This is a genomic window from Bradyrhizobium sp. UFLA05-109 (assembly GCF_054185165.1).
This window is the reverse complement of sequence record NZ_JBBIAR010000109.1, coordinates 1-22775: the sequence shown is the minus strand read 5'-3', so window position 1 is coordinate 22775 and position 22775 is coordinate 1. Positions and strand designations below refer to the sequence as shown.

At 60.1% G+C, this 22775-nt stretch carries 14 protein-coding genes and 5 pseudogenes; 6 read left to right on the top strand and 13 right to left on the bottom strand.

Features of this window, described 5'->3' with window-relative positions; genetic code table 11:
* The 3 genes and pseudogenes from Q3C01_RS42605 to Q3C01_RS42595 form a co-directional block, all read right to left on the bottom strand.
* Positions 1-562 (bottom strand): annotated as a pseudogene (locus tag Q3C01_RS42605) (TIGR02680 family protein); the annotation flags it as partial.
* A complete protein-coding gene (locus Q3C01_RS42600) occupies positions 559-1866 on the bottom strand; it encodes a TIGR02678 family protein (RefSeq protein ID WP_458151310.1) in 1308 nt (435 codons plus the stop codon). The gene Q3C01_RS42600 and the pseudogene Q3C01_RS42605, both read right to left, overlap by 4 nt.
* Positions 1863-3383: a TIGR02677 family protein gene (locus tag Q3C01_RS42595; protein ID WP_458151309.1), complete on the bottom strand. Its 1521-nt coding sequence runs from the start codon at positions 3381-3383 to the stop codon at positions 1863-1865. Before Q3C01_RS42595 ends, Q3C01_RS42600 begins: the two co-directional genes overlap by 4 nt.
* Before the next feature lie 519 nt (positions 3384-3902).
* Here Q3C01_RS42595 and Q3C01_RS42590 point away from each other — a divergent pair.
* The 3 genes from Q3C01_RS42590 (at position 3903) to Q3C01_RS42580 (ending at position 8388) form a co-directional block, all read left to right on the top strand.
* A complete protein-coding gene (locus tag Q3C01_RS42590) occupies positions 3903-4886 on the top strand; it encodes an AAA family ATPase (protein ID WP_458151308.1) in 984 nt (327 codons plus the stop codon).
* A gap of 14 nt (positions 4887-4900) precedes the next feature.
* Positions 4901-7360 carry a S8 family peptidase gene (locus Q3C01_RS42585; protein ID WP_458151307.1) on the top strand — a complete coding sequence of 820 codons (2460 nt, stop codon included), beginning with the start codon at positions 4901-4903 and terminating at the stop codon, positions 7358-7360.
* 179 nt (positions 7361-7539) lie between these two features.
* Positions 7540-8388 (top strand): ParB/RepB/Spo0J family partition protein, encoded by an 849-nt coding sequence (locus Q3C01_RS42580; protein WP_458151306.1) that lies wholly within the window; start codon positions 7540-7542, stop codon positions 8386-8388.
* Positions 8389-8786: 398 nt separating this feature from the next.
* Here the strand turns inward: Q3C01_RS42580 and prpB are convergent, their stop codons facing one another.
* Genes prpB through Q3C01_RS42560 form a run of 4 tightly spaced genes read right to left on the bottom strand, consistent with a single transcriptional unit; the run spans position 8787 to position 12890 of the window.
* Positions 8787-9710, bottom strand: a complete 924-nt coding sequence (gene prpB / locus Q3C01_RS42575) for a methylisocitrate lyase (protein ID WP_458151305.1) — start codon at positions 9708-9710, stop codon at positions 8787-8789.
* 11 nt (positions 9711-9721) lie between these two features.
* On the bottom strand, positions 9722-10903 hold the full coding sequence (gene prpC / locus Q3C01_RS42570) for a bifunctional 2-methylcitrate synthase/citrate synthase (RefSeq protein ID WP_458151304.1): 1182 nt from the start codon (positions 10901-10903) through the stop codon (positions 9722-9724).
* A gap of 42 nt (positions 10904-10945) precedes the next feature.
* Entirely contained in the window at positions 10946-12463 is a 1518-nt protein-coding gene (locus Q3C01_RS42565) for an MmgE/PrpD family protein (protein ID WP_458151303.1), read from the bottom strand.
* Between the two features lie 13 nt (positions 12464-12476).
* The gene (locus Q3C01_RS42560; RefSeq protein ID WP_458151302.1) at positions 12477-12890 is read right to left on the bottom strand and encodes an acyl-CoA thioesterase; all 414 of its coding nucleotides are present in this window, start codon (positions 12888-12890) and stop codon (positions 12477-12479) included.
* A gap of 148 nt (positions 12891-13038) precedes the next feature.
* On the opposite strand from Q3C01_RS42560, the gene Q3C01_RS42555 reads away from it, so the two are divergent.
* Positions 13039-14463: a short-chain fatty acyl-CoA regulator family protein gene (locus Q3C01_RS42555; RefSeq protein ID WP_458151301.1), complete on the top strand. Its 1425-nt coding sequence runs from the start codon at positions 13039-13041 to the stop codon at positions 14461-14463.
* 3 nt (positions 14464-14466) lie between these two features.
* Entirely contained in the window at positions 14467-14967 is a 501-nt protein-coding gene (locus tag Q3C01_RS42550; RefSeq protein ID WP_458151300.1) for a hypothetical protein, read from the top strand.
* Between the two features lie 631 nt (positions 14968-15598).
* On the opposite strand, the pseudogene Q3C01_RS42545 reads toward Q3C01_RS42550, so the two are convergent.
* From Q3C01_RS42545 to Q3C01_RS42525, 5 genes and pseudogenes are all read right to left on the bottom strand, one after another.
* Positions 15599-16710, bottom strand: a pseudogene (locus Q3C01_RS42545) (S-(hydroxymethyl)glutathione dehydrogenase/class III alcohol dehydrogenase).
* Positions 16711-17033: 323 nt separating this feature from the next.
* Positions 17034-17416, bottom strand: a pseudogene (locus Q3C01_RS42540) (carbamoyltransferase N-terminal domain-containing protein); the annotation flags it as partial.
* Positions 17417-18023: 607 nt separating this feature from the next.
* Positions 18024-18866, bottom strand: a complete 843-nt coding sequence (locus Q3C01_RS42535; protein ID WP_458151299.1) for a hypothetical protein — start codon at positions 18864-18866, stop codon at positions 18024-18026.
* Between the two features lie 294 nt (positions 18867-19160).
* Positions 19161-19256: pseudogene (locus Q3C01_RS42530) on the bottom strand (IS481 family transposase); the annotation flags it as partial.
* Between the two features lie 183 nt (positions 19257-19439).
* Positions 19440-19818: pseudogene (locus tag Q3C01_RS42525) on the bottom strand (ISNCY-like element ISBva1 family transposase); the annotation flags it as partial.
* Positions 19819-20726: 908 nt separating this feature from the next.
* On the opposite strand from Q3C01_RS42525, the gene Q3C01_RS42520 reads away from it, so the two are divergent.
* A complete protein-coding gene (locus Q3C01_RS42520; RefSeq protein ID WP_458151298.1) occupies positions 20727-21356 on the top strand; it encodes an FMN-binding negative transcriptional regulator in 630 nt (209 codons plus the stop codon).
* 229 nt (positions 21357-21585) lie between these two features.
* Here the strand turns inward: Q3C01_RS42520 and Q3C01_RS42515 are convergent, their stop codons facing one another.
* Positions 21586-22734: a carbon-nitrogen hydrolase family protein gene (locus Q3C01_RS42515; protein ID WP_458151311.1), complete on the bottom strand. Its 1149-nt coding sequence runs from the start codon at positions 22732-22734 to the stop codon at positions 21586-21588.
* Positions 22735-22775: the final 41 nt, after the last annotated feature.

The window sequence follows — 22775 nt, the reverse complement described above, 5'->3', positions numbered from 1 at the left end:
GGCGGTAGTCGTCGGCGCGGTCGAAGAAGTGTCCGCCTTTGTCAGCGAGCTCATCCTTCAGCTGAGTTCGCCGAAGCACGGCTCTTTCGGGCGTGATGAACGAGCAATCCCGACCGACACGGCTTCCATCGATGATGAAGAACCAGCTTTCCATATTCGCGCGGTCTTCGACCGCTTCCAGTCCGCACGCGAGCGTGACGAACTGGTTGTTGCCTTCCTCGTCGACGCGCCCGAACTCGACCCAGACATATCCGACGCGGCGCTTGTGCCTCCCCATGAGGAGATTCCACGCCATCTTCTTGGTTCGGTCGCCATCCGGCTCGACGCGGAACGGGCTCAGATTGGCGTCGAAGAGGAATGGTAGCGTGAGTGCCAAGAGCTTGGACTTGCCGGCACCATTGTTGCCCCGATACACGATATGTCCGTCGATGAACCAGAATTCTTCCACGTCGTAGAAGAATATCTCCACGACGCCGGTCCGCAAAGGCTGCCAGCGCTTTTTGCCGGGGAGCGGCAGGACGGGGCCGGTGCTTTGTGGGTTGAAAGGAAGAACGGAGTTCATTCGTTGGCCTCCTCGGAAACGTCGGGCAGCCGATCGTTGTCATCGCGATGCTTGATGTCCGGTTCGCCCAGTTTGTAGCGAGAAAGCGCCGGCAGAACCTCGATGCTGTCGCCTTCGATGGTGATGAGTTTGAGTTGACTGAGGCGGTGGATGGCAATCGCCGTCAGCTCCCGCGCGCCGGCTTCGCCCTGGGCACTGCGCCGCCAATATCTGCCGTACCGCTCAGCCGACTCAGCCACGAACCTTTCGATTCGCAGGCGATCAGGAACGTCGCTGCCGGCATGTGCCAAGTAGTCGGCCACAAGGAGCGTGACGTGGGCATCGGTGCCGTCCGCCGGCATCGCGACGTCGCTGCAATCGCCGTCCGGATCGCAAAGTGCAAGGCCCTCCGAACGGAGTTCTACGATAAGACCGGTGCCAAGCGCGAGGCGGTTCGCCATCGCGCCGCGCTGATTGATGAAGTACTGCATGTCGGCCTCGTCGACCGTGCTGTCGTACACAACGGGGTCGTCGAGAAGACGCCTTGAGATGCGGTGTCGGCTGACATCGCGGCGGCCCTCGTCGGTTTCTGGCTGAATTTCTGCCGTGATGGCCGAGATCCGATCGATGGTTATCTTCGGTGCATCGTTTTCGGGCCACGTGGATGGCCCACGAACGCATGCAAGAATGCTCGCAAGCGGCCCGCGATTGACGTCGTAGAGGACGTCGCGGGACCGATCTTCCGACTGCCCAGACTTGACGAACGACTCGGCGTCTCCATCGATGGCATTGAGTACGCCGAGCTCGCCGAGCGCGACGCAGGCCGATGCAAGGTTGCGTCGGTCGTGAATGTCCGCCATGTCGAGAATGAAACCGCGGCTGAGGAGATCGGTATCCTTTGCAAGGGACAGGATTTGGTCACCCAGGGCGGAAAGGGTGATCTGCGGGTCGCTCCGCGCGAGCACCGCGCACACCAGGCAGAAGATCGCGTAGCGCCTGCGGTTGAAACTTTCCCACCCTCGCGTCGCATCGCTTGTGTCGCTCGGGCGTTTCCACAGCCTGGCGTAGTCGCGCTCTACGCGCAGCGGCCATCCGGCCTCGCGTGCGAACCATTCCCTGAGGTACGCGGAATGACGTCGCACCAGACGGAGGGACTCTCTTGCTTCGGCGGATGTGGGCGTTAGCAACGGGCGCATCAGGAGCGCGCGAACGGCGTCCCTGCGCTCGGCGTGTTCCTGAGTCTCCTGCTGGCGCAGTATCTCGCGGCCGCCAGGGCGGCCGCTCTGCGCGAGTGCTTCATTCCGCGTTGACGAGGCGGTGCTCATGCGGCATCCGTCGGGGTGATGGTGATGCGGTGGTCGCGGCCGCTAAACACGCCGTCTTCGGTGACGATTTCTGCTTCCGTGTCCGCGTCGAGCGGTTCAAGTCGAATGAGATAGAGGCCGTCGTTGGACTGGATTTCGGTGACGCCATCGTCGCCGACGGCCTTAGTCGCGATGGCTTCGCCTAGGAGATCGAGGAAAAATCGGAACTCCTGCGAACTTAGACGCCAGAGCTCCGAGAGGAGCAGGGGGCACCCGGTTGCGAATTTTTGTCTGGCTGCCTCGATCTGCGCATGCTCTTCACCGACCTGCGCTTCGAGCTTCTTGCGTCCGGCGCTTCGATCATGGACGTGTGGGAGCCGTCCGCGGGGCATGCTGTATCCGGTCTCGCGGAGCCGGAATGGAACGACGATGGACGGCGCCCTATGCCACGGAATGACACCGGTAACGTCAGCAGCTGCGGTATTTTCGGCGTAGTGACGCGCCGGGTTGAGCGCAAACGCGGCTCGTGCAAGTCGGTGGGCGTCTTCGTCGCCGTCGCAGTCGAGGAACCAGTGAGCAAGGCTTTTGAAGTCCGCAGAGCGGTCGCTGCGTCCGCTTCGGCGTTCGTTGATCGCGATGATCGCTGCAAGCAGTTGCGGAATCGCGGCACGGGCGCGACTTCTGAGCTGTTCGCTCTGGGACCGCTCGCCGTTCGACCCGCCGACGAACCACATGCGCAGGCCCTGCCACCGCTCGTCCCACATCTTCAATTCGGCTTCGTGGGCCGCCTGCTCTTCGCCCGGAGGTGCGTTGCGTGCCTGACGGCGGGCGACAGACTGGAGCATCGCGTCGATGCGCAACTGAAGGGCATTGATGTCTTCCGAGATCGCACCGCTTCGGCTAACCAAGTCGCCGACGAATTGGCGGATGTACTCGATGAGACGCTGCTTGTAGTTCAACACGGCGTCCACGTCGCCGTCCTGCAAATCGACACCGCGGAGGACGCCGGCCATGAAGGCTCGCGCGGTCTCGGCCATGTTGTTGAACACCGTCATCAGACCGTTGAGGGTCTCGTAGAGCTTGGCGACGTCGGGATCGTTGCTTCGGCCGAGGTGGATCAGCGTGAGGAGGCTCTTGCCGATGTCTTCAAGCGCGACCGTCTGCAGTTCGCCGCGGCGCTGCATCTCCTTGGAGAAGGCGCTGAGCGCCATCTCGACGGAGACGCCGCCCTTCGAAAGCCGGTAGAGCATGCGACGGCGATAGAACCCGCTCAACGAGGTAACGCGCGAGTTGTCGGCCTGGCAATCGAGATTGCCCCACTCGGTCAGCTTGTCGAGGATGGCATCCAGTTCGGAGGCGGTCGGCGGCTCGCCCAGCCACTTTGCTTGGGCGAGAATCTCGGAAGGCCGGACGTAAAGCAGCAGTTGACGTTCAGCTGCCGCACACACATCCAGGACGCACCGGTACAGCGCCGCATTATCGGCGGTGACGTGGCGGAAAAGGTCCTGATGCGTGGCGATCTCGAATTGACCGCTCATGCATGCCCCATAACCATTTGAAATACCTCGCAATGGTGGCCCGATGAGCGGCGCCCGTCAAAGCAAATCAGCCGTAGACGACCGCTAAACACAGGAGGGCCGATATCGGTGATGCCTTGGTTTGGCGCGGACGTTCTGCAGGCGACGGCTACCCATGGTTGTTTGCGCCGATCTCCCAAAAGTCATTTAAGCCGCACCCCGCAGTGGCATTTGGCCACCGCAATCGCGGCTGCTGTTCTTGACCAAAAACGACCAATGGATATAATGTTCTTGTTTTGTTCTGTCATCACGGGAAGTGGATGTTTCTGCCCACGGCAGGTCAGCCACGTTCCCTCAAGGGATGGGACCGGAAACGCTTAACCACTCATCGGTAGACTGGTGATCAGGCTCAAAGCGTGCCGAGGTCACCGAATCCTGTGAAATCAGGGCTTGGTCGAATAGATGTGAGCCCATTTGTCCGATACAGCCCAACGCTGGATCGTTAGTGTCGGTCCCGGGGGAACTTCAGGCTAGGGAAGCATGACGACCGCTCGCCACATCGTCGCGTTACTGCGCAGCCATATCGACGGGGATGAGGACCGCTTCTTCTCCGTGGCGACGCAGCTTGCTGCGCACGAGGCGAGGCAAGGACACGGCAAACTCGCCCAGGAACTGCGCGAACTGATCGACGCCGCAAAGGGCAAGACCGCGCATGTCGGCCGGCGCGGCGCCGGTCCCGTTCCTCTGGCGCAGCCAAAAGGCGAACTGAGCAGCCTGCTTTCGGCTCGATATTCAGATATTCGCCTCAACAGCATGGTGTTGGGGCCGGAACTGAAAGAGCGCTTGACGCGCGTTTTGACCGAACAGCGCCAACAGCAGCGCCTCCGCGCCCGCGGCCTGACGCCTCGACGGAAGTTGCTGTTAATTGGGCCTCCGGGTTCGGGCAAGACAATGACGGCCTCCGCTCTTGCCGGCGAGTTGAAGCTACCGCTATTCACAGTTCTCTATGAGGGCTTGATCGGCAAGCTCATGGGCGAAACGGCGACGCGCCTTCGCCTGGTGTTTGATGCTGTTGCAGTTCAGCGTGGAGTATACTTCTTCGACGAATTCGATGCGATCGGCTCACAACGATCCCACGCAAATGATGTTGGTGAGATCCGGCGCGTGCTCAATTCATTTCTCCAGTTTTTGGAGAACGATGATGGCCCGAGCCTTATCGTTGCTGCGACCAACCACCCGGAGTTGCTGGACAAAGCCGTTTTCCGGCGTTTCGACGACGTCATCGTTTATGGATTGCCGAACCCGGAGATCGCTCGCGGCATATTGGAATCGCATCTGATGGGATTTGACCTCTCGGACATCAATTGGTCATCGATTTTAGAGGCCACTGTGGGTTTGAGCCAGGCGGAAGTATCACGGGCTGCCGACGAGGCGGCGAAGATCGCCGTACTCGAGGACAGAAGCGAGATCAGGACGCCAACGCTGCTCTCGACATTGGCGGAACGCAGAGCTGCCGCGAGTTGAGGTGCAGACGATAGATGGCACGACCGCCGCGCAATCGGCCACATTTTCATCTTGAGGGTGGCGGTGAAGCAGAGCCGTACACGTCGCCTCGCATTGTCATCACGGGGCTGCCACCTGCCAGGGTAAGAGCGCAGCACGCACAGAAACTCGGCCACGCGATCGGTGCCGCCGTGCAGCAGGCTCGGCAGAAGCTTGGAGCCCGCGACCAGACGGTCGCTGAAGGCGAGAAGGGGTTCTATCTCGAATTCGAAATCCCGGCGGCGGAGCGGGACGCTGTGGAGGGTCTTGAGAATAAGCCCGCCAAAATTGAGCTCGTTGCCGTTAAGCCTGCCGCCGACAATCAGGAAATGGTTTCGGCCACTGTGTTCGTACCTGAGCGCTCGGCCGATTTCTTTGCCAAAAAGGTTGAGACCTATCGCGACGAGAACACGAAGTCGGGAAAGCCCAGGAACGAGCGCTTGGTCGCTCGAATCGAGGACGTTCGCCTTGGAGCTGTTCGTTCGCTCTTCACGGACGACATCGCGCTTTTTCCGACGGCTGGTCGTCAGGCGTGGTGGGAGGTATGGGTTCGCGACGGTCGCCTCGAGACCCTTCGGCATGTCGCACAACGCCTCGATGTAACCCTGAAGGAACATGCCATCAGCTTCCCCGAGCGCGACGTGGTCCTGGCGCTCGCCAACGAAGAGGCGATGGCGAGGCTCGTCGACAATAGCGACGCTGTAGCTGAACTGCGTATTGCAAAGGACACGCCGACGCTTTTCCTCGAGATGCGGCCAGTCGACCAGGCAGACTGGGCGGGTAATCTTGTTGACCGGGTTGACGCCCCTGATGCGGTGGCCCCGGCAATCTGTCTTCTCGACAGTGGGGCGACCCGAGCGCATCCCTTGATCGAGCCAGGCTTGGATGCAGTAGACCAGCACGCCTATGACAACGATTGGGGCGTAGGTGACAGCTCGTTCTGGAACGGCCACGGCACGTCGATGTCAGGTGTCGCCCTCTATGGCGATCTTGAAGCCGCACTTAGTCATGGTGATCAGGTTGACTTGCGCCATCGGTTGGAGACGGTCAAAATCCTGCCGCCGGCTGGCCAGAACGATCCCGAGCTTTATGGAGCAGTAACCGAGGTTGGCATCGGCAAGGCTGAGGCACAGGCTCCGCGTCGCCGGCGCGTGTTCTGCATGGCGGTGACAAGCGAAGTCGGTCTTGGGCGCGGTCGTCCTTCTTCGTGGTCGGCAGCTGTCGACCAGCTTTGCTATGGAGGTGGTGACCGTCGGCGCCTCATGGTGCTCGCTGCGGGGAATCTGCGAGGTGACATTGCAGCTCCGGACTATCCAGACCGTAACGACCTTGAAGAGGTCGCGAGCCCTGCTCAGGCATGGAATCCACTAGTTGTCGGTGCTTACACCGATAAGATCGGTATCTTTCATCCCGACTTCAACGGCTGGCAGCCAGTGGCGCCTGCTGGCGAATTATCCCCGGCGAGCCGAACGTCTGGCGTTTGGGATCGTCAGTGGCCAATCCGACCAGACGTCGTGTTCGAAGGTGGCAACTTTGCCCACGACGGTGTCAATCCAGCTTCAGCGATCGACGATCTTCAACTCATAACAACACACTATCGCCCGCAAATGCGTCTCTTCGAGACATTCGGAGATACCAGCGCGGCCGCGGCATTAGGCGCGCATCTTTGCGCCGGTATCTTGGTTGCTCGACCCCAGCTCTGGCCTGAAACAATGCGAGCTCTCGCGGTGCACTCGGCTGAGTGGACGACCGCGATGCGTGCGCGGATTGAGGGGGCTGCTCAAGCACAGAAGGCGGCCATGCTTCGCCGATATGGATGGGGCGTACCTGATATCGGTCGCGCAGTGATGAGCGCGACAGACGATGCGACCTTGATGGTCGAAGATGCGCTTCTCCCGTTCCGAAAGGATGGTTCGACCATCAAGACTCGCAGCATGGCCCTCCACCGCTTGCCGTGGCCTCGAGACGAGCTGCTAGCATTGGGGGAGCAAGACGTCGAGCTGCGGATCACCTTGTCCTATTTCGTTGAGCCTAACCCCGGCGAGCGGGGATGGACAAGACGGCACCGCTATTCGTCTCATTCGCTCCGGTTCGCGGTAAAGCGGTCACTGGAGAGCCTTCAGCAATTTCGTCAACGTATCAACAAGGCTGCCGAGGCGGAAGAGGAGGGGCAGGCTGGAGCCGCGGCAGGTGGCGACAATTGGGTGCTCGGTACGATTCGCGATAAGGGATCGATCCACTCGGATATTTGGCGCGGAAGTGCGGCAGAACTCGCTGAGCGCGATGCGATCGGGGTGTTTCCCGTCAGTGGCTGGTGGAAGGAAAAGCCTGCGCTTCAGCGTTGGGATCGCTCGGCGCGTTATGCGCTGGTCGTCTCCGTGAGAGCTCCGGGAGCAAACATCGACATCTACACGCCGATCGCCAACATGCTGGAAATTCCAATACCTGCTTCATGAGCAGTGGCGGCGCGGGAAACCCACCGAGTCGGAATGTTGATAAATTCTGCAAATTTGTGGCGTGACCTAAACGAATGCTCTGATCATTTCGGTGATGATTGTAGGAGACCGCTTCCGAATCTTTTGAACAAGGGTCTCAATGGCGAGGGGCTTGCTGCATCTCGAAATTGGAGCTCGCCATGTTCAGACCATTGACTACCCAACGTTTCAGCTCTCCCAGTTCCGAATTCTCGCCAGGACCAGCTCCGTTTCTCGAGTGGATCGACACCAGCAAGTTGGTGGTCGATGTCACATATCAACGTGAAATCGGCCGTCGCGGCGCCGTAAATGTCAATCAGATCGCTGAAAATTTCGACTGGTCGAAGTTTGCGCCGGTGATCGTTGCTCCCGTCGAAGGAGGCCAGTTCGCCATCGTTGATGGGCAGCATCGGACGACGGCAGCCATGCTACGCGGTCAGGAAAAAGTGCCGTGTCAGGTCGTGCAGGCGGATAGGGCAAAGCAAGCAGCCGCCTATGCGGCAGTAAACGGCAACATCACAAAGACAACCGCTCAGCAGCTTTATCACGCCAAGCTGGCAGCCAAAGATCCAACTGCATTGGAGCTTGCCGAGGTTTGCTCGGCTGCAGAGGTCGAAATACTGAGGAAGAATCTGATCCGATCTGAAGTTAAGAAGGGGCAGACTTACGCGGTAACGGCGCTCAACAGATGTCTAGCCAAATATGGTCGGAACACGCTCATCACGGCGCTTCAATGCATCACGCAAACCGCGGATGGTAATGCGGGTTTCGTCCGATCGACAATCATCGAAGCGTTATGTGAAGTACTCCACGAGGCGACCGCCTGGCGAGAGGCCGGAGAACAATTGCTCCGAGCGATGGACAAGTTCAAGTTCGCGGACGCATGGGATCAAGTTGCTGCGGGCCGCGACAAAATATTCCCGTCGACTGCGAGCAAGATGATGGCTGAGAAGATCCGAAAGTTTTTATCGCGGCGATTGGGGGCTGAGCCTGCGAAGGCCGCGGCTTGATATATGTGGGCGGCCTCGACTGTGATGCACTGGATGGCGCGTTCTTGCAGGCTGCAACGACCATCCATCCCCAGTATTTCTACGCTATCGCCGCCGAAACCTCGATCGGGCCATTGCCGCTCTGGGCATTTCCAGATGGCTTTCGCCGTCGGTTAGCTGAGGACTGGAGTGCAGTGACTGACCGAACGCGGGACTTGAACATGTCGTACCGACGCTCCCAAATCCAAGTCATCTAACGGGAGCGTCCGTTACGACCTCACTGTAACTTATTGAAATCGAAGGAGGCTCTTGCTCGGGAGCGCACCGGCTTCCCTCTTAGCTCCGGATCAAGCGGGACCCGGAGAACCTAGACGTCTCCGATTAGCTGCAACGGTGGGGTGCCGTCAACCTCCCGCCGTTCACTTGCGCTGTGGCATACCGGACGGAATGACCGTTTGAACGATGGAGGAATCCAAAGCTTCGTAGTCGTGTAATCCGATTGTCGCGTAGAGTTCCGCGCGCGTCTGCATGCGATCAACGACCTTATGCGTGCCGCCATCACGCGAAATTGCAGCATAAAGTTCTGCCTGCGCCTTGTTCGCCACGCGCAACGAAGACACGGGCCAAATTACCATCGCGTAGCCCATCGCTTCGAATTCGGCGGCTGTGAAGAACGGGGTCTTTCCGAATTCGGTCATATTGGCTAGCAAGGGCACGCCCGGCATGCGCTCGGCAAAGGCACGGAACATCTCGGCGGTGTTGAGCGCTTCGGGGAAGATCGCGTCGGCACCCGCCTCCATATAGAGTTTGGCACGGGCAACGGCGCCATCGAGGCCTTCGCTTGCGGCAGCGTCGGTTCTGGCGATGATCACGAGATTGCGACGAGCTTTTGACGCGGCCGCCACCTTGGCTGCCATGTCATGTGCATCTGCAATCTTCTTGTCGTTCAGATGGCCGCATTTCTTCGGCAGGATCTGGTCTTCGAGATGAAGCGCGGCCGCGCCCGCATCTTCGAACACGCGCGTGGCATGCATGACGTTGAGCGCCTCGCCATAGCCGGTATCGGCGTCGACGAGAAGGGGCAGGCCCGATGCGCGGACGATTTGGCGGATGAAGAAGGCGACTTCATCCACGGTGATGATACCGAGATCAGGCAGGCCCATCGATGCTGTCATCGCAGCGCCCGAGAGATACAGCCCCTCGAAGCCGGCTGACTTGGCCTGGAGCGCCGCCATGCCGTTGTGTGCGCCGGGAAGTCTCAGGATGCCCGGCCGCTTCAGCAACGCGCGGAAGCGGAGGCCAGCGGGCACTTGCGGCAGATCGGCGGCACCGAGATAGGGCATCTGGCAGTTCCTCAGGCCGCGCGGATCGAAGAGCGCAATCCGCTGCGTTGTGCGAGCGGCACGAAGATCAGGTTCTCCGGGCCAACATAATTTGCCGACGGCCGGATGATCTTGTTGTCGATGCGCTGCTCGATGATGTGGGCAGCCCACCCCGACGTGCGGGCGATCACGAACAGCGGTGTGAACATCGCGGTCGGCACCCCCATCATGTGATAGGACACTGCACTGAACCAGTCGAGATTTGCGAACATCTTCTTGGTCTCGGCCATCACGGCTTCGATCCGGTCGGCGATCTCGAACAGCTTCATCGAGCCTGCCTCGCGCGACAAGCGGCGTGCGACCTCCTTGATCACCTTGTTGCGGGGATCGGCGATCGTATAGACGGGGTGGCCGAACCCGATCACGACCTCCTTGGCGGCGATCCGGCGGCGGATGTCGGCATCGGCCTCGTCCACCTCACCGTAGCGCTTTTGCACCTTGAATGCGACCTCGTTGGCGCCGCCATGCTTCGGCCCGCGCAGCGCGCCGATCGCGCCGGTGATGGCCGAATACATGTCGGCTCCGGTGCCGGCGATCGAGCGGGCGGTGAAGGTCGAGGCATTGAACTCGTGCTCGGCGTAGAGGTTGAGCGAGGTATGCATGGCACCGACATGCGAGTCCGACGGCTTACGGCCGTGCAGAAGATGCAGGAAATGTCCGCCGATCGTGTCGTCGTCGGTCTCGACGTCGACGCGCCGGCCATTCTGGGCGAAGTGGTGCCAGTAGAGCAGCATCGAGCCGAGCGAGGCCATCAGGCGATCCGCGATGTCGCGGGCGCCTGGATGATTGTGATCGGAGGCTTCCGGCAGCACGCAGCCGAGCGTGGAGACGCCGCTGCGCATGACGTCCATCGGATGCGCCGCGGCGGGGAGGGCTTCCAGGGCAGCTTTCACGGCATTCGGCAGGCCGCGCAGGCCCTTCAGCTTGGCCTTGTAGGCGGCAAGCTCGGCCGGCGTCGGCAGGCTGCCGTGCACGAGCAGATGGGCGATCTCCTCGAATTCGCAGGTCTCTGCGACATCGAGGATGTCATAACCGCGATAGTGCAGATCGTTGCCGGTGCGGCCGACGGTGCAGAGCGCGGTGTTGCCGGCAACGATGCCGGACAGCGCAACCGACTTCTTGGGCGCCGGCTTTGAAGACACTTCGTTCGTCATGATGCTAATCCCTTGATTTCCGAGAGAGCTTGCGTTGCGGCTTTAGCGGCCGGACCAATCGAAGATGCCGGTCGATCCCTTAGCGCCGAGCTGCGATGAATCAACGGTGAAGGTGAGCCCGGCGATGTCCCCGGCTGTCAGTTCGGGCAAGCGCTCGACCAGTCCGAGGAAGCGATCCCGCTCGGCCGGCGCGATGACGCCGTCGGCGAGACTGCGGAACTTGGCGACATATTGCGGCCGGGCGAACGGGCGTGCGCCAAGCGGATGGGCATCCGCCACCGCCAGCTCGTCGCTGATAACTGAGCCACCCTTGAGCGTGACAGTCACGCGGCCGCCGAACGCCTTCTGCTTCGGATCGTGGCTGTGATAACGCTGGGTCCAGACGGGATCCTCGACCGTCGAGATCTTGTGCCACAGCGCGACGGTCTCCGGACGAGCGGCACGTTCCGGCGCGTAGGACTTCTGGTGATGCCAGCCGCCATCTTCCAAGGCGACGGCAAAGATGTACATGATAGAATGGTCGAGCGTCTCGCGGCTGGCCTTCGGATCCATCTTTTGCGGATCGTTGGCGCCGGTGCCGATAACGTAATGGGTGTGATGGCTGGCGTGGATCATGATGCTCTCGATCTTGGTGAGATCGCCGATCTTCGGTCCCATGCGGCGCGCCAGATCGATCAGGGCCTGGCTCTGATACTCTGCCGAATGCTCCTTGGTGTAGGTGTCGAGGAAGGCGCGCTTCGGTTCGCCTTTCTCGGGTAGGGGAACGGCGTATTGCGCCTTCGGTCCCGACAGCAGCCAGGCGATGAAACCGTCTTCGCCTTCCCACGCGGGCGAAGGGGCGCCTTCGCCGCGCATGACGCGGTCGACCGCCTCGATCGCCATCTTGCCGGCAAAGGCCGGCGCGTACGCCTTCCAGCTCGAGATTTCGCCCTTGCGCGACTGGCGCGTGGTGGTGGTGACATGCAGCGCCTGCTGCACTGCCTGGTAGGTCGTCTCGATTGGCAGGCCCAGCGCGGTGCCGATGCCGGCGGCGGCCGACGGGCCGAGATGGGCGATGTGGTCGATCTTGTGCTCGTGCAGGCAGATGCCCTTCACCAGATTGACCTGGATTTCATAGCCGGTCGCAAGGCCCCGGATCAGCGCGGCGCCGTTGAGGCCGCAGTGCTGGGCCACTGCCAGGATTGGCGGAATGTTGTCGCCGGGGTGCGAATAATCGGCGGCGAGGAAGGTGTCGTGGAAGTCGAGTTCGCGCACCGCAACGCCGTTGGCCCAGGCGGCCCATTCCGGCGAGATGCGTTGCGCTTGCGGCAGCCCGAACACGGTCGCGCCGGGCTTGAAGGGATGCGTGACGGCCTGTGCCCGCGCGCTGGCAACGGGACGGCGCGCGACGGATGCCGCGGCAACAGCGGCGTTGTCGATGATGCGGTTGCCGATCATGTCGATCACGGTGGGTTCGACCGCGACCGGGTCGGACGCGACCTCGGCGATCTTCCAGGCCAGCTGGTTCGCCCGCGCAAGATGCTCGGAGGATTTGTAGGTGCGGACGTTATGCGATTTCACGATCGGGAATCCTCTAGGCGTGATTTGAAGAAGCCGGATCGACCGGCGTCGGTTGTCCGGCCGCGTCGACCGCGACCATTTCGAATGACCCCTGCATGGCGATGCGGCGATAGCCGGTCGCGAGCGTTTCGGCCACGACCTCGATCCCGACGGTCATCGAAGAGCGGCCGACCCGTTCGACCTGTGCGGTGAGTTCGACGAGTTCGCCGACGCGGACGGGTTCGTGGAATTGCACCTTATCAGAGGTCGCCATCACCACCGCACATCGAGCTCGGCGGGTGGCCGCGACAAAGGCGGCCTTGCCCATGAGGCTCAGGGCATTGCCGCCGAACAGCGTGCCGTAATGGTTGGCCTGTTCGGGGAAAACGACCTCGACGAAACGGGTCGGCTCGTTCGGTTGGGCCGAGGTCTTGATGGCAGCCTGCATGGTGCGATATCCGATGACCCTTGCAAGACAGACCTGTTATTCGCAATATCTGCAATTTAAGAACTTGCGTATAGTACTGAAAAGGTTAAGCTTTGCGAAGCGACGGTCGCGAATTTGCAAAGTTTGCGAAGTATGTAGGGGGCGCTGGATGAAGAAGGCATTCATGGGCGTGCGCCTGAAGCGCCTACGCGAGGAGCGCAGATTGACGCAGCAGGCGCTCGCTTCCGCCATCGGAATTTCGCTGAGTTATCTCAATCAGCTCGAAAACAACCAGCGACCGCTCACCATCGCCGTGCTGCTCAAGCTCAACGCCGCCTTTGGCGTCGACGTTCAGTTGTTCTCGGAGGATGATGAGGCGCGGCTCGTCGCCGATTTGCGCGAAGCGCTGTCGGATCCCGAGATCGGGGAGACGATATCGTCCGCCGAATTGCGCGAACTCGCGACCAACATGCCGGCGCTGGGGCGGGCGCTCGTCAGCATCAATCGCCGCTATCGGCAGGCGATCGAGCAAAGTGCGGCACTCGCGGCGCGGCTGGGAGAGGATCGACAGGCGAAGACGGCGATCCTGCCGTCGACGGCCTACGAAGAGGTGCGCGATTTTTTCTATGCGCGCCACAACTACATCGCTGAGCTTGATGACGCTGCCGAGCGTCTGGCACAGGAACTTGCGCCATCGGACGCGGTCACTCCGGTTATTCTCGCTGACCACCTCCGCGCCAAGTTCGACGTCAAAGTCCTGATCGGTGACGCGGCTGACGATGTCCATCGCCGTTACGACCCGCAGAACAGAACGCTGCATCTTTCGCGCAGGCTTGAACCGGGGCAGCGCGCCTTTCAGCTCGCGACCCAGATTGCGATGCTCGGTCTCGACCGGGAACTGGGCGCGCTCGTCGATGGTGCGGGCTTTGCCAATCTGGAGACGCGCGGGCTCGCGCGTATCGGGCTGGCTAATTATTTCGCTGGCGCTCTGATTATGCCCTACGGGCGATTCCTGGCCGAGGCGAAGACGCAGCGTTACGACATCGACATGCTCGGCGAAGCTTTCGGGGTCGGCTTCGAGACGATCTGCCATCGCTTGAGTACGTTGCAGCGGCCATCGGCGCGTGGCGTGCCGTTCTTCTTCATTCGCGTGGACCGCGCGGGAAACATTTCGAAACGCCAGTCGGCGACGGATTTTCACTTCTCACGGATTGGCGGCACTTGTCCGCTGTGGAACGTCTACGAGGCGTTTGCATCGCCCGGTCGCATCGTGACCCAGTTCGCCCGGATGCCCGACGAGCGAGCCTATCTTTGGATTGCGCGGACGGTCTCTCACAGGAGCGGTGGTTATGAATCTCTGAGCAAGACCTTCGCCGTGGCCCTGGGGTGCGACGTCAGGCACGCGGGAGAGCTTGTCTATTCACGAGGAGTGGACGTTCACGACCCTGCGTCAGCAGTCCCCATTGGCATGGGATGCAAGGTGTGCGAACGTATCGATTGTCCGCAACGCGCTTTTCCTCCGGTCGGGCGTTCCCTAATGATAGACGAGAGACAGTCGTTCTTTTCGCCATATGCAGCGTCCAAATCCCAATGACGCATGCGCGATGATTCCGCCCATATCCGCTATCTCGACGCGTCCGATGTTGGCGCGCATCTCGTCGGCTTCTTCCCTTCTGAGCATTTGACTGCGGGCAGCACGCACAAGGCAAATCAGGCAATTAGGCTGGTCAAAACGACGTTTCGCGACGAATTCAAATGCCTCGTGACGCAAGTCAAATCGGGCATCGTCATCGAATGTCAGGAGGCGACCGAGTGTGCAATCCTGAATTTATGCATTGTCGTAGAGCAAAAACTGGAGCGGCTGAAGAACGAGCCGCTCGCCGCCAAGATGGTCGAAGAGATTCTCGCGGTCTCCAGCGCCGAGCTTCGTCGCTGGTCAAAGGACGGTCGCATACCAACCAGCGGCCGGGCTTATTTCGGCCAAGGCAGGAAGCAGGTTGGATTGTTTCTTTACCCGCCTGAGGCGATCCGCGAATTGTCGTCGCGTCCTGATCAAATCATGCAATGGCGAAAGCAGGATCGGCAGCACCGGCATTGAAGGGGATATTGCCGACTGTCGCTGAACCAACTCTTGGATTGCGAGAGGTTCGTGCAACACGGAGTGATGTATTTCAATCACACTGGGCAACGAACCGCAAACCGTCCCCACGAACTCGTTTGACGGGGCGTCCGGCTCTGCTCGTCGTCACGGGTTCATTGCTGGTCAATCAGACGATCGGATTCGGCGTGTTGCACTATCCGGTCGACGGAAACACGATCGCTTGGGGCCTTGCCACGGCGGCACTTGCGTCGACCACCGCATCGTCGGTCGCTCTCGGTGCGCTCCCGCAAAACCGCACGGCTCTGGCATTGGCGCTTGCATTCGTCTGCGCCTACGCCGCGTACGAACTCACCTTGTTCGCCGCTCCGCCGTTTCTGGGCAGGCAAGGTGCCTTCACCGTCGAGATCGTGGCAAGGGTCGGACTGCGTAGCGCCGCATGGCTGATCGGCCTCGTTGCGCGTGTGAGATCGTCCGCCTGCTCAATCCGCTCGAGGGGGCAAGGTCACAATGGTAGGCGAGTATACCTCCCGCGAATGAGGCACTTCCTCCGCGAGAGCCAGCGTCTTGAATCGTCCGATGCAACAGTCTTTCGTCATACTTCCCTCCTCGTAAAGCGCAATGGTCGCGATCAATAGACAATGACAGATCGAATGGATTTGCCCCCATGCATGAGATCGAAGGCTGTGTTTATCTTGTCGAGAGGCATCGTATGGGTGATCAGATCGTCGATCTTGATCTTGCCTTCCATGTACCAGTCCACGATCCGCGGCACGTCCGTGCGACCGCGCGCTCCGCCGAAGGCGGTGCCCTTCCATACACGACCGGTGACGAGCTGGAACGGCCTGGTCGATATCTCCATGCCGGCCTCCGCGACACCGATGATGATCGATTCACCCCACCACGATGACAACATTCGAGCGCTTGTCGCATGACGTTCACGTTGCCCGTGGCATCGAAGGAATAGTCGGCGCCCCCCTCCGTCAAGTCCAGGATCGCCTGCACGACCTTGTCATTACCGACTTCGGACGGACTGATGAAATCCGTCATACCGAACTTCTTGGCCATTTCGACCTTCGCTTGGTTGATATCGACGCCAACGATCCTGTCGGCGCCCACCATTCGCGCGCCTTGAATGACGTTTAAACCGATGCCGCCGAGGCCAAAGACCACTACGTTCGATCCCGGACGCACCTTCGCGGTGAAGATCACCGCACCGATTCCGGTCGTAACGCCGCATCCGATGTAGCAGATCTTGTCGAAGGGAGCGTCTTCGCGGACCTTCGCCAGAGCGATTTCCGGCAACACCGTGAAATTTGAGAAGGTCGAGCTGCCCATGTAGTGGAAGATTTCACGTCCGTCGCAGGAGAAGCGGGTCGTCTTGTCAGGCATTAGACCTTGGCCCTGGGTAGCGCGTATCGAAGTGCACAGGTTAGAGCGCTGCGCCAGGCAGGTCTTGCACTGCCGGCATTCCGGCGTGTAGAGCGGAATGACGTGATCGCCTGGCCTCAGTGAGGTTACACCTTCGCCAACCTCGCGCACGATTCCCGCGCCCTCGTGGCCGAGGATCACCGGAAATTTACCTTCCGAGTCCAGACCCGACAGCGTGTAGGCGTCGGTGTGACAAACGCCCGTCGCCTTGATCTCGACAAGCGCCTCTCCCTGTCGCGGACCGCCGATTTCGATCGATTCTATCGACAGCGGCTTCTTGGCTTCCCAGGCGACGGCTGCTCTGGATTTCATACATGCTCCTTCGAGTAACAAATTCTGCAGGACGACGATCAGCATTCATCACCCCGTAATTCCCTTTGCGTCAGTGATCGCGATCTATGATGCCGCTCGCGTTCGCGTCGGCCTTGTAAGACGATGCGGATCAGTCGTTTTGGGCGATCAATCCGGGGAAAGATCCGACTGGTCGCCGAGTACCTCCCGGATTGTTCAGCCCGAGATGAGCACCTTCTTCGCGAGCTCGGCCGGACGCTCGTAGACGATCGCTGGGCTGAGCGCCGTCGCAACCGCGGTGCTGGCCCCCAGGTGTCTCTGACATACTTGCACATTTGGCGTGATGCGGAGGCCACATGGCCGGAGACATGTGATAGCTTCTATAGGGAAATGCTTTGCGTTCGAGAGTCAGACCAGAGCCGTCGTACGAAGTGAGAAGCCCTTCTGCATGAGGTTCCACATACGGTCCCCATTTGAGAATGACCGACTCAGTACCACTGAGCACCTGGGACTGGCCGTCCGCGCCGCCGTCGATCACGAACTGATCAACATCGCGCGAATTCAGCCCGTGCTCCACCAAGGTGGAGATAACAGCATTAAGATTTTCGATAGCTTGATACCGCAGATTGCTTTTCCGCTTCTCTTGCTCCACGCAAAAGACAAGCCGTCCGTTCTCGATAAGAGCAATCGCTCCGTTATGGCTCAATTTGAGGCCGCAAATGCGCATAGCGCCTCCATGTCTAACGTCCAAAAATCTAGCTTCCGCCGTATCTCGATGCAGAAACTGGGCCAAGCCAACCAGCGGAATCGCTCGATGTATTCACTCCCGAATGTCGTTTCAGCTAGCAGGTTGTCCGATTGCAGACTCAGGCATGTTCGGTCTGATGTAACCACACGCCTGATGTGCAGTGACTGCCCGCACCGTCAGTGGGCTATTGGAGACGCGGCGTTTTGGACGTGGGCCGGCGAGCGATACCAGAGTTGGTCCAAAAGTTGCTCTGCGCTAGGAAGTGGGACCGAGAGGGGGCGAGACGACGCTTCTATGCGCGCGACCCAAAACGAAATGGAACTTTCAATCGCCAGCAGAATGAAGCGCTGGCCGCCCGAATAATCCAATCGAACTAGGTGCCTACTTCTCTAGCAACGCATTGCGACTGAAGTCCACTACCAGCCTTGGCAGTTGATGGAGAGATGCACAGGTGGCAGCCGTGGTCAGCACACCGGCACGAAAGCCAAATGTTCCTGCTGAACACGGTAGCCCTCGTTTTCGCTGATTGCATCGCGTTCTCTTTCCCGTTCCGCCTGGTAACTAGGCAAATTGCGGTGGTTTCGCGTTACCGGCGGCTAGCCGACGCGCCATGCACGCAACGCGCCCAGTTCGAATCGTCCGCGGCCGATCGTCGAGCCCCTTGATTGCCGCTTGGACCGGTGGTGTACGGATTCGGTTCGCTGGCGGTCCGATACTCTTCCAGATTCCCGCCCAGAAATAATACCTCGGTCTCTTGCATTGGTGTTTTGCTGAGTGCGACCATGAGGGTTAAGTCCGCATCTATTATCTCGTCACTATCTTGGAGGTCCATTTGGAGCGAAATGCTGTTGATGATCCCTTCGGGTGTCCAGATGGTCGCCCTCGGTACTGTGTAGGTATACAACGTCGTCGCGTTATTGGCGATTGCCCGCGCCCAATGGTCTCGCGAAACGACCAGTTTTGAGGCGTTCTTGACCAACGAGACGAAAGGTGAGTTCGTCAGACCGCGCATGTGCCATCCGGCCCTGCGCGCCAGATCCAGAGGATATTGTTCTAGAAAGTGGCTAACGGGAGAATGTTCGCGCGCCAGGGTACGCACGTGCGATATTGCGTTCGTCTTGTCTTCCATGCGTGGCTTGCATTGGCTGGCATCGTTCTGAAAACGCTGCAGCTTTACATACGACGATGCTACCACGTCGTCGAAAATGCCATCGCCATCGACGCTGCTAGCCGAAGCCCGTGTTGCTGTCGACCATTGAGCTGATCGCTGCTCGGCCAGCTCGATCTCGTTCCTAAGCGCCGCAACGCTCGCGCCGGTCAGTGTTGCGGCAAGCTGAGCGCGCGCTTTAACGAATGACGAGGCTCTGCACCGTTCCCCTGCCGGGATCGTGGGCGCTCTCGCGTCGCCTTCCGTCTCTGTCAGGGGCAATCCAACCTCGGGTGCCATCAACACAGAGGGCGAGAGCGCTTCTGAGCTGGCCTGTGGACTCGTGGTGCTCGGTTGTTGTCCCGCCAAGTCAGTTGAGTTGGTATTCACCTCGCCCCCTTTTGGACATATGCGCTGGCATTCTCAGGGTCTCCCGTCGGCGATGCCGGATACCACTGCTCATTCGTGCTTTCCGCTGGCAGCAATAGCGTAACCAGCCGTGCCATCCTCCCCAATGAGAGAGCTAATTCCGTGCCAGGGATGTCCGCCCCGTTATACTTGAAAGAATTCGCAGCTTTGGACAGTCGCTTCGTTGATCCTGTGGTTCATGTGCTCGATCTGGTCATTGGTGCAGGGATGTTTGATCTTGGTCAGTCGATGTTCGTTCCCGTGCCCTTGGTAGCGCATATCGAGCATGTGAGTCACATGTCTCGCCGTTGGCTGTCCGCATTAGCGCGGCTTCCGAAGTTCGCTCCCGTCGTCAGAGGGCGTCCGGCAATGCAAAGTCGCCGGAGGTGGCTGGCGGGGTGTGCAGAGCCGGATGGTGAGGGCGCGGCGGCCGCTTTTCCATTGCACGCCGACGTTGACGATGGCGTCGGCGACGCCGCCGAGGCCGACCCAACGCTTCATTCCGGCTTCACCTTTGTAGCGGCAACGGTTAGCCCATGTCGCCTCTTGGCCACGCTGATGCGGCCCTCGCATCCAGTACGCCATTTTTGGCCGTACGGAATTAGCGATTTTTCTGCTCGCGCCTGCATTCGATGCTCTTGGTCGAGCGGTCGGGGATGCAGACGCGTTTGACGCCTTCCGCTTTCGCGGTTGCCTCATTCTTTGCGGAATAAACAGGCGGCGTCTGCCGCCACGAGGTGTAGCGTACTCCGAGCATCTTTTGATGCGTTCCGATGGCTGTAATCAGAGCCTCCGAATCGTGTGGTCGCTGAGCGTAGACTTCATAGCCAGAAAAAAAGTAATGACGCCGGTCGTTACCCGGCGCCAACCAGCAGGAGCCCGTTAGCGGGCCTTCTGCTGGGCCAGGCTCTCAACGCGCGCGCTCATGTCGGCGTTATGTGTTTGCGGGATTGCTGTCCACAACACGCAAATGGTGATCTCCGGTTATGCTCTGGGCGGGGCAAGCCGTTCAATCGATCGCCGACGCGTGCAGTAGCGCGGCGAGCCGGCGCCGACCTTCGTCGTTTACCCCCTGACCAATTCCCGAGCCCTTCTTGCACAACTACTTCGAACGATGGGTACCAGAGCGGCTTCCCGATGCCCTGGACCCGGTACCAAGAGTAGCTACCCTTTATTTCCCAGTAAGAGTTGCGAGCGGATGCGTGGCCATCGGCGCGGTTAATTGGCGCAGAAGTGTACGCCAGCGCACAAGTTCGACTTCCGAAATCGTTGAACTCGACGAAACGAAAGCGGCCGAATCGATGTTCCTTGGATTTGCGAGGTCGCTCCAAGCCGCCGCTCGAGCTGGATTGATGGACGGCGAGTTGGTTAGCTGAGCTAGTTTTCCGGTTCGAGTTGCTGCCTGCCGAGCAGATGAGCTGCTTGGAGGTGTATAGCGCGTGCGCCTCGTGCCGTTTGGTGGGCAGGAGTGGTAGCTCGTCATTACTTTGTCCATCAAACGGTCCCAGGGTGTTCAGGCGATCTCACCCGATCAGCACATTTCTGTGGCCGAATTCCTTAAGCGCCAGACGAGGTATTCATCACCGTTTCGCCCGCGACGAGGACCTCCCCGAAAGGCTTGAGCGTGGCGCAAAGGTCTCTTTTGAGCTGAGGGCCGCAGCTCGACCATCATAGCTGGCAGTTCCAAGCGAACCAGATTGGGGCTATCTCCGGATCGGAGAATGGAGAACCATCATGTATGTGCCCCCCGCCTTCAGGAATGATGAGATCGAAAGCATCCGGGCGACCATCCGCTCCGCTCGGTTGGCCAGCCTCGTCACGGCCACGGCCGAAGGACCAATCGCAACACAACTGCCGTTCTTCCTCGATGAGACGACAGGGGAGTATGGGGTGCTGTACGGGCATTTGGCAAAGGCAAATCCACAGTGGCGCTCGGCTCCAATCGGCGAGGCTCTAGCGATTTTCATGGGCCCGGAAGCCTATGTGACGCCCTCATGGTACGCTACCAAGTCAGAAACCGAAAAGGTGGTGCCGACATGGAACTACGTCGCCGTCCACGCCTACGGCTCGGTTGAGTTTTTCGAGGAGCCTGCACGGCTCCTCAACGTGGTGACGCGGCTCACTGACCTTCATGAGACATCGCGCGTGAACCCATGGGCGATCAGCGACGCCCCTGCAGCTTTCATTGCCGCAGAGTTGCGCGGGATCGTCGGGGTGCGCATCCTCGTGACCAGGTTCGAGGGCACGCAAAAGATGAGCCAGAACTGCTCCGTAGCCGACCGCATAGGCGTCGCCGCCGGCCTTGCCGCGAGCGAACAGCCGCGGGATCGGGAAGTAGCTTGTCTTATTCCGGTTCAGGGCTAAGACAAGCCGCGCAATACGACGAAAGGTGAGCGAGCTTGGCTTCGAAAAAGTCGGGAGCCGCATGCTAGTGCCAGACATCAGTCTCGCTTTGGCGAAGCGCCCAGCCAGCTGATAATTGAGAGGAAACGCTCTCCGCTTCGATTAAATGGTTGACGGAGGGTGGCCCGCCATTGGAGCGACAGTGGCGGCGCGGCCCGGGTGACCGGCCGCCATCCTGCGCTGCGCTCGCCTATTTTTCGGCGGTGTTCTTAACGCCATGTGCCTCGACGAGTGCGCCGTAGGTCCAGGGTTGACGCTTGGCGAACATATGAACATTCGCCATCATATGCTTCTGGCGCGCATTGGCGATCTCGATGACCTCCAGGACCACCTTGTGCATGTCCGGATAGTACGGAATCGCGACATCAACGTCCCACACTGGAAACTGGGCGGGCAATGCCACCATGCTGCCGCCGCCGAATGGCGCGTCGACACGGTTGGCGAGGATGACAGCGCATCGGTTATCCACCGCGCGTGGCACGACCAGCAAGGTCCGCTCCTTGCGATCTTGCAATCGAGATGGCCACAGGATCACGTCGGCGCCATTGGTTCCGAGGCAACGGGCCGCTTCGGGAAACATCCCATCATATCCCATCATGACGCCGATGCGCCCGAACGGCGTTTCGGTGACGGGGTAGTCCGAACCAGCCGTCGCCCATGCACGTTCGTCCGCAAAGAGATGGACCTTTCGGTAGGACATCAGCACATTGCCGTCCGGTCCGATTAGGAAGGACGTCGAATAGAGCTTTCCAGCCGCCTCCTCGACGTTGGGCACGAGGATTGCGCATTCTTCCGACTTGCAGAGGTCGCCAAACGTCTTCAGAAGCTTGCCATTCACCGCGGCCAGTCGTTTCGCCTCGGCGGGGTCGATCCTCCAGTTTGGCGATGCGAAATATTCCGGCAGCACCATGAGTTGGACACCGAACCTTGCCGCATGCCCGACTTGCTCCACTACGTGATTGAGGGTCGTCGGCTGAGATTCCGATACATGGCTCTGGATCGCGGCCATGTTGAATGTCATTTCGCCCGGAACGATTGGCCGATTGCTGATTTCGGCGACGTTCGTGTCCGAATAGGCAGCCATCAGAACCTTATAGGTGTCAGGCCGGCGGTCGGCGAACTTGTCCGCACCGAGAGTCATGGCTTTGTTGTCAGCGAGCGTCGGGTCGATGTCGCCGATGGCCATGCCTTGTGTGTCCCAGGCGACCTTGGCACGCAGACTGCCGCTCGGGTCGACGATCATGCTTCCGCCCGGATAGTAGATCGATCGCTCCTGTCCCGCCTTCGTGGCGGCACATATCCACACACCATTCTCGAAAGCTCGAGCAGGACGCCACATGTCAGCCTGATCGATCAGGAAGAAGTTGGCCATGTCGATGA

Bases quoted from the DNA above. Each gene is read 5' to 3' on its own strand.
- Q3C01_RS42600 (WP_458151310.1), bottom strand. From the start codon at position 1,866: ATGAGCACCGCCTCGTCAACGCGGAATGAAGCACTCGCGCAGAGCGGC.
- Q3C01_RS42595 (WP_458151309.1), bottom strand. From the start codon at position 3,383: ATGAGCGGTCAATTCGAGATCGCCACGCATCAGGACCTTTTCCGCCAC.
- Q3C01_RS42590 (WP_458151308.1), top strand. From the start codon at position 3,903: ATGACGACCGCTCGCCACATCGTCGCGTTACTGCGCAGCCATATCGAC.
- Q3C01_RS42585 (WP_458151307.1), top strand. From the start codon at position 4,901: ATGGCACGACCGCCGCGCAATCGGCCACATTTTCATCTTGAGGGTGGC.
- Q3C01_RS42580 (WP_458151306.1), top strand. From the start codon at position 7,540: ATGTTCAGACCATTGACTACCCAACGTTTCAGCTCTCCCAGTTCCGAA.
- prpB (WP_458151305.1), bottom strand. From the start codon at position 9,710: ATGCCCTATCTCGGTGCCGCCGATCTGCCGCAAGTGCCCGCTGGCCTC.
- prpC (WP_458151304.1), bottom strand. From the start codon at position 10,903: ATGACGAACGAAGTGTCTTCAAAGCCGGCGCCCAAGAAGTCGGTTGCG.
- Q3C01_RS42560 (WP_458151302.1), bottom strand. From the start codon at position 12,890: ATGCAGGCTGCCATCAAGACCTCGGCCCAACCGAACGAGCCGACCCGT.
- Q3C01_RS42555 (WP_458151301.1), top strand. From the start codon at position 13,039: ATGAAGAAGGCATTCATGGGCGTGCGCCTGAAGCGCCTACGCGAGGAG.
- Q3C01_RS42550 (WP_458151300.1), top strand. From the start codon at position 14,467: ATGCGCGATGATTCCGCCCATATCCGCTATCTCGACGCGTCCGATGTT.
- Q3C01_RS42520 (WP_458151298.1), top strand. From the start codon at position 20,727: ATGTATGTGCCCCCCGCCTTCAGGAATGATGAGATCGAAAGCATCCGG.
- Q3C01_RS42515 (WP_458151311.1), bottom strand. From the start codon at position 22,734: ATGTGGCGTCCTGCTCGAGCTTTCGAGAATGGTGTGTGGATATGTGCC.